The following is a 6,499-nucleotide window of genomic DNA, read 5'->3' as shown; positions in this document are numbered from 1 at the left end:
AAAACCAACTTTAGAAATCAAAGAAGAAGTTCTACCGTTTAAGAAGATTGAGCAAGCAACACCAGATCTCGCTCAAAGTCAGCGTCGCGTGGTTCAGGAAGGACGAGATGGGCACCTTCTTCAGTTGCAGGAAACTGCAGCGGACGGTAGTGTTCGTATCTTAGATCGCTATGAAAAACTTGCAGCTCAGGACGAAATCGTGCAAGTCGGTACTAGAACTGGAACAGATTTAGCTTCTTCAAGTATTGTAGAAAAAGGAGAAGTGAAGAAAGAAACAGGACAGTCAGTAAGCCTACCAGAAACAGGAGATCAAGTAGGACTTGATGCAACTCTAGCAGCTATGGGAATTTTAGGTCTTGCTGCTCTAGTAGGTGAGAAGAAACGCAAAAAATTCTAGCTCATTTTGCTAGTCTTGTCATAGAGTCATGATGCAAGGCTAGTTGAAAAAGGAATGGAAAGAAATCTTGGCTAGTTGAAGAAGTTCATCAGCTACCTCTGATAAAATAAAAAACCAGTGGAAATGGTGTGTTAGACCAACTTCCACTGGTTTTTATCTGTTGATTTAAAGTAGAGGACGAATCAACTGTTCTTGCAGAAATGCCCCCTTTTGAAGCGTTCATTTAACAAATGGGATGTCGTCACTTGATGGAGTTAAGTAACCTTTCTGACGTCTCTACTCTGCGCTAATTGATTAGTTTGAACCGCTATTACACTTACAGTGATAGAATAGAGCGATTTAGCGACTTTAGAGAAAGACACTAAAGGTCACCGTCTGATTTTGGTAGGAAACGGTGAGTTTTCCTCCAAAGAGTTGCGTCAAATGTTGCGCCATAGACAGGCCGATACCATAGCCTGAAACACTTTGATTATTGTGAGAGGTTTCTGCACGATAGAATCGATCGAAGAAACGGTTAAAGTCCACATTTTCACCATCTGCATAGCTATTTGAAACATCAATACGAACTTGTTTTCGCCATCTATGTCGAACTTGTTGGGCTGTGATGCTAATTTTCCCTTTATCGTCACAGTATTTTTGGGCATTATCCAAAAGGATGCTAAAGAGTTCATAGGCTTCTTCTTGGGCAATCATCGCTTCAAGATTGGCTTGGATATTGCGCTCGTAGCTTAGCCCTTTTTGCTGCATGAGTGGAATCATGGCTTGGGAGACTTTCTCAAGGATTGGTGAGATATTTTGCTGACTGGTATGGATTTCTTCTTGCTCTTCCAAGCGTGAGAGTCGGATGAGGCGTGCAATCAGCTGGTTAAGACGTTCTGTCTGCTCCTTGGTGCTCTTAGACCACTCACTTTCTCCTTCTATGAGTTCCTGTAGCTCTGTATTTGCGGAGATGATGGCAAGGGGAGTTTTGAGTTCGTGTCCAGCATTGGTGATAAACATCCGTTGCTTTTCGTAGTTGAGGATATAAGGGTGGATAGCGATACCAGATAATAAGGAGATAGCTAGGATGAGAAAGGCTAAAATACCGATTGAAGTCCAGAAAGTGCCGCCAAGTAAGTTTGAACGCTCACGATAGTAGTTTGTTGTTTCTAAAAAGACGAGGAGCTGACTATTTTTTTCTGGCTAAGTTGATAGGAAAAATAACGATTGTTGTAGATAAGGGTTCCATATTCATTGTTTGAGGAGAGAGAGTTATTCGTCATCTCAAGAGCAACTTCTTCATTGATAGATTGGATGTTACCAAGATTAACTGTTACATTAGAAGCCGTTGCACTAGCAGAAAAGTATTGGAAATTGTAGATGCTTCCTGCTTGGATATTTTGGCTAGTCAAGTCTTTTTCAATGTCGTTTGTGATAGGGAGTTCACCATCGTTTGCAGTTAACACAGAGAGAACTGTACGAATATTGGCAGAGGTCTGGGTATAGATGGTGATATTTAAGGCTGCTGAAAATCCAATGATAACAAGACTAGAGCAGAGGGTAGCGATGAGGATAAATCGAATGCGCAGTTTTCTAAGCATGGTTATTCTCCTGAAGTTTCAATCAGTTGGAACGGTCCTTCTTTATCTCCAATGATTTTTAGGCAAGATTGGATACTAGCTAGTTTTTGACGAAGGTAGGAAATGTAGATATGAACTAGCTCTGTGTCCGTTTCTTCTTGGCTCCAAACCAACTCTTGTAGTTGCTGGCTACTTAGTTCTTTTTGAGGATTTTTCATAAAATATTTAAGAAGATGAAGCTCTTTATTGGACAGGCGGATACTATTGGTTGCACGAACTTCTTGCTCATCTAGGTCGAGGGCGGTATTGCCTAGTTGTAGCTGGACATCAGTGTAACTATCTGCTCTGCGAGCCATAGATCGGAGCCTAGCTAGAAGTTCCTTGAGGGAGAAAGGTTTTGTGAGATAGTCATCGGCACCAGCATCCAAGCCATTGACACGGTCATCGACCTCCGACATGGCTGTTAACATGATGATGTAAGTAGTATCCCCATTCGCACGAATTTCTTGTAGGGCCTCTATTCCGGTCATAATAGGCATCATGATGTCGAGGATAATCAGGTTATAACTGTTTTCTTGAGCTTTTTTGACAGCCTCTAATCCATTTTCTACGCTATCAACTTGATAGCCTTCGCGTTCAAGAGCAACAGTGATGACACGGTTGAGTTGTTTTTCGTCTTCTGCTAGTAAGATTTTCATGTTTTGTCCTCTTCTTGGTTGGCTACTTGGATAAGGTTGCGGATGGTTTGCATGGTCAAGTCACATGATGCTAACTCATCGGCGCAACGTTTTAATTCTTGCGTAATTCGCTCGGGATTTTTAATATCATGTTTGTACTTCATTTGATGTTCTAGGCTAGCCCATGAATCCATAGCGATGGTACGCAACTGTACCTCGATAAAGTAGGTGCCATTTTCATTACCTAGACAGTCTGGGTAGGGCGTTTCAACCTCAACTATCATGTGGTAAGAACGGTAGCCATTTGGTTTCACTTTACGGATAAAATCTTTTTCATTGTAAATCGAAACTTTTGGTAGGGAGCGAATGAACTCTACTAACTGATAGATATCATCGACAAATCCTGTAATAATGCGTACGCCAATAGCATCTCGAACCTTCTTAAGAGCGGACTCGGTAGTGATCGGATAACCTTTACGTTGGCACTTGTCTATCATGCTTTCAGCAGTCTTGATTCGGGCATGAAAGTGTTCATAGAGTTTAAATGAAGTTTTTTCCTTCTGTTTCTTAGCTTCCTTGTGAATATCTTGAGAAAATTTCTCCAAAATCAAAGGCAGGTAGCTTTCGTAGTTACCATAGATAGACGTCATCGTTCTTTCCTCCAAGTTCTTATTTTCTATTATAGCATAAGTAATATAATAGAAGATGTTCTAACTGGAAGGGAAGGATATGTTTAACTTTTTTTGCACTAGTCCTATCGTCTGTAAAAATTCTCTTTGAAAAGAAAAAGGAAAACGTGGTAAAATGGAGAAAGGGTGCTGGTCTATGTTAGAACTAGCATCAAAGGAAAAAAGAAAGGAATCCTCATGACACCCATTCGCTCCAAGCGTGTTTCCAACTATGAACTCTTTTTTGACTTGGCCTTTGTCTTGACCATTAGTCAGCTAACCAGTGCCATTCATGTGCCTCAGGTTCAGTTGGAACATATTTTTTACTTTTTGACCACCATTATCGTTATGCTCAATGTCTGGAATCAAGAAGCCTTTTACTACAATAAATACGGCGATTCGAGGCAGATTGACATCTACACGGTCATCGTCCTCATGCTCTTTGTGGGGAATCTGGCTTTATCCATCACCTTTGATCCGACAAGTCTCAAGCCTTTTTGTGAAAACCCGCTCAATTTTAATAGCCTGCTGATCTTGAGTTATGGGACCATTGCCCTGCAGTATATTCTAAAAGGGAGAAAACTGGGCTTTAACAAGGACATGTATCTGTCCATTACGTTACTGGTGGTATATGCGCTAGCAGTTCTCCCCAGAGCTTTGGATATACTGCCTTTTTCGGTCTCTGCATTGCCTCTTTACTACCTACCACTAGTGGTGCCTTTGTTTTTAAACTCGAAAAAACGCCCCATTTGTATGAATTTCCCTCATTATTTGGAACGTTGCCAGCTCTTGACCATTATCACTTTTGGGGAGAGTGTCATTGCTGTGCTTAAAACCTATCCCCTGTCCCAAAACTTTTGGGAAGGCTTGACCCTTTTTATGGGTTTGGGCTTCATGTTTGTCTTTTATATCATCCAGACCTTTGTCAATATCAATCACCACCAACGAGTATCCGTTAAAGCTCTCTCTTACGCCCATTATGTCATTGTGGCCAGTCTCTTGTTCTTTACGGTTGGTTTGGAATTCTTAAAAGACAGCCACCATCATGATCTAGGTCTGCATTTCTTTGTGCTGTCTATTCTGGCTTTCTTTGTTGGGACACTGTCTACTTCTCACTATAATATCGAACTTTACCGTCTGGACCGTCGTGTGGTAGCCCAATATGGTCTCATCTTACTTCTAGCAACAGGTCTCTTTTACTTTTTTGGTCACCAACTCGCCTTGCTTGGCGTCATTCTCATTGGCTTGTCTCGTCTTTTAACCCAGACAGGGATGTATTACCGCAGGCGCAAGCGGGAGCAAAACAAGGTGCCTCACCCTGACGTTACTGCAAATGAGCGTTATTTTTCATAAAGTTTTCATTTTCTGAAGGCAAATACTTGACTTGGAGTCAACTCTAAGGGTTATAATAGAAGAGTCAAGTGATGAAAACCGTCGTCCGATACTGGAAAGGAGCTAGATATGAACATTAAATCTGCTAGTCAAACACTAGGGCTGTCTGCCGATACCATTCGTTATTATGAACGCATTGGGCTGGTACCGCCCATCACGCGGTCGGCTGCGGGCATCCGTGACCTTCAGGAGTCCGACATGGAGGCCCTCGAATTCGTCAAATGCTTTCGGTCAGCTGGTGTCTCAGTGGAGAGTTTGATAGCCTACATGGCCCTCTATCAAGAGGGAGATGCTACAAAATCTGCTCGCCTAGACATTTTGCTGGATGAACGAGACAAGCTGGCCCAGCGCATCAGCGAATTAGAGACCGCTCTTGGTCGACTGGATCACAAAATTACTTACTATCAAAAGGAGACAGCTAAATGAAATCAGCTATTTACACCAAAGCAGGCCAAGTCGGTCTGACAGAAATTGACCGCCCTCAACTGCAGGCAGCGGATGATGCCATCATCCGGATTGTCCGCACCTGTGTCTGTGGCTCTGACCTATGGAGTTACCGCAATCCTGACATCGAAGAAGGTCATGGCAACAGTGGTCACGAAGCTATTGGGATTGTCGAAGAAGTCGGCCCTGCCATTACAACTGTCAAACCGGGAGATTTTGTCATTGCACCTTTCACCCATGGCTGTGGGGAGTGTGATGCCTGCCGTGCTGGATTTGACGGTTCTTGTGACCGCCATCAGGGCGGAGATAACTTCTCAGGTGGGGTCCAAGCCGAGTATATTCGCTTCCAACATGCGGAGTGGTCGTTGATTAAAATTCCAGGTCAACCGTCTGACTACACGGAAGGCATGCTCAAATCGCTCTTGACCTTGGCAGACGTTATGCCGACAGGTTACCATGCCGCGCGTGTGGCTGATGTCAAACCGGGTGACCGGGTGGTGGTTATCGGTGATGGAGCCGTTGGCCAATGTGCCGTCATCGCTGCCAAGATGCGGGGCGCTTCTCAGATTGTCCTGATGAGCCGTCATAAGGACCGCCAAGAGATGGCTTTGGCATCTGGTGCGACAGCAGTAGTGGCTGAACGTGGCGAAGAGGGCATTGCCAAAGTCCGTGAAATCGTGGGTGGCAACGGTGCTGACGTCGCTCTAGAATGTGTCGGTACCGAAGCGGCCATCGACCAAGCTCTTGGTGTACTCCACAATGGAGGCCGGGTCGGCTTTGTCGGTGTGCCTCATTACGACAAAACACCGCTCGGGTCAACCTTTGCCCAAAACACCATCGTGGGTGGAGGTCCAGCCTCTGTTACCACTTATGTCAAAGATGAGCTCCTTAAAGCTGTCCTTGACGGTGCCATCAACCCAGGACGCGTCTTTACCAATACCTACAAACTCTCAGACGTCAACCAAGCCTACAAAGACATGGACGACCGCAAGTCCATCAAGTCTATGTTGGTGGTGGACTAGTCGCATTTCAAAAAGCAAGAAAATCAAGCAATCTGCGGATTTTCTTGCTTTTTTCTTCTGTGAAATGCTATGTCGATGAAAGAAAAGGTGGTCATCCTCAAAATATCGACAGCTACTCCGAGGCAACATTTAAAGCTCTACGAGAGTGGCGTGAGAACCCGCAAACGAATCCCAATGGCGCTCAGTTTTCCTTTGTTCGACCGGTGCTGGAGATAGATAGCGAAGTGGATGGGCTAGTATATAATAAAACTAGCTGGAAAGAAGATACCAATGATAGGGAGTTCTGGAAGCTGATGTCAGATTTTTTCCAAGACAATCTGTTAATACTCTTCAAAAATCA

General features: G+C 43.9%; 8 protein-coding genes and 1 pseudogene. 5 read left to right on the top strand and 4 right to left on the bottom strand.

All coding sequences use genetic code 11. The features are described from left to right. Positions 1-397: G5 domain-containing protein (locus STRDD10_RS10455; protein ID WP_156468592.1), on the top strand; the 397-nt coding region annotated here is incomplete at its 5' end. 348 nt (positions 398-745) lie between these two features. Here STRDD10_RS10455 and STRDD10_RS11520 read toward each other — a convergent pair. From STRDD10_RS11520 to STRDD10_RS04655, 4 genes are all read right to left on the bottom strand, one after another. Further along, complete coding sequence (locus STRDD10_RS11520) at positions 746-1,396, bottom strand: sensor histidine kinase (protein WP_231853376.1); 651 nt, start codon at positions 1,394-1,396, stop codon at positions 746-748. A 149-nt stretch (positions 1,397-1,545) separates the two neighbouring features. Continuing rightward, on the bottom strand, positions 1,546-1,977 hold the full coding sequence (locus tag STRDD10_RS11515; protein WP_231853375.1) for a hypothetical protein: 432 nt from the start codon (positions 1,975-1,977) through the stop codon (positions 1,546-1,548). Between the two features lie 2 nt (positions 1,978-1,979). Beyond that, positions 1,980-2,654 (bottom strand): response regulator transcription factor, encoded by a 675-nt coding sequence (locus STRDD10_RS04660; protein ID WP_067193532.1) that lies wholly within the window; start codon positions 2,652-2,654, stop codon positions 1,980-1,982. Continuing rightward, a complete protein-coding gene (locus tag STRDD10_RS04655) occupies positions 2,651-3,283 on the bottom strand; it encodes a GTP pyrophosphokinase (RefSeq protein ID WP_067193530.1) in 633 nt (210 codons plus the stop codon). Before STRDD10_RS04655 ends, STRDD10_RS04660 begins: the two co-directional genes overlap by 4 nt. A gap of 216 nt (positions 3,284-3,499) precedes the next feature. Here STRDD10_RS04655 and STRDD10_RS04650 point away from each other — a divergent pair, with 216 nt between their 5' ends. The 4 genes and pseudogenes from STRDD10_RS04650 to STRDD10_RS11510 all read left to right on the top strand — a co-directional run. Beyond that, the gene (locus tag STRDD10_RS04650; protein ID WP_067193760.1) at positions 3,500-4,654 is read left to right on the top strand and encodes a low temperature requirement protein A; all 1,155 of its coding nucleotides are present in this window, start codon (positions 3,500-3,502) and stop codon (positions 4,652-4,654) included. 108 nt (positions 4,655-4,762) lie between these two features. Then, positions 4,763-5,119, top strand: coding sequence for a stress response transcriptional regulator NmlR (nmlR, locus tag STRDD10_RS04645; protein ID WP_067193528.1), 357 nt, complete (start codon positions 4,763-4,765; stop codon positions 5,117-5,119). Beyond that, positions 5,116-6,159: a zinc-binding dehydrogenase gene (locus STRDD10_RS04640; RefSeq protein ID WP_067193526.1), complete on the top strand. Its 1,044-nt coding sequence runs from the start codon at positions 5,116-5,118 to the stop codon at positions 6,157-6,159. The genes nmlR and STRDD10_RS04640 overlap by 4 nt, the downstream gene beginning before the upstream one ends. Before the next feature lie 44 nt (positions 6,160-6,203). Further along, positions 6,204-6,499 (top strand): annotated as a pseudogene (locus tag STRDD10_RS11510) (restriction endonuclease subunit R); the annotation flags it as partial.

The organism is Streptococcus sp. DD10, assembly GCF_001578805.1.
Classification (GTDB): Bacteria; Bacillota; Bacilli; order Lactobacillales; family Streptococcaceae; genus Streptococcus.
This window is presented reverse-complemented; position numbering and strand designations above follow the sequence as displayed.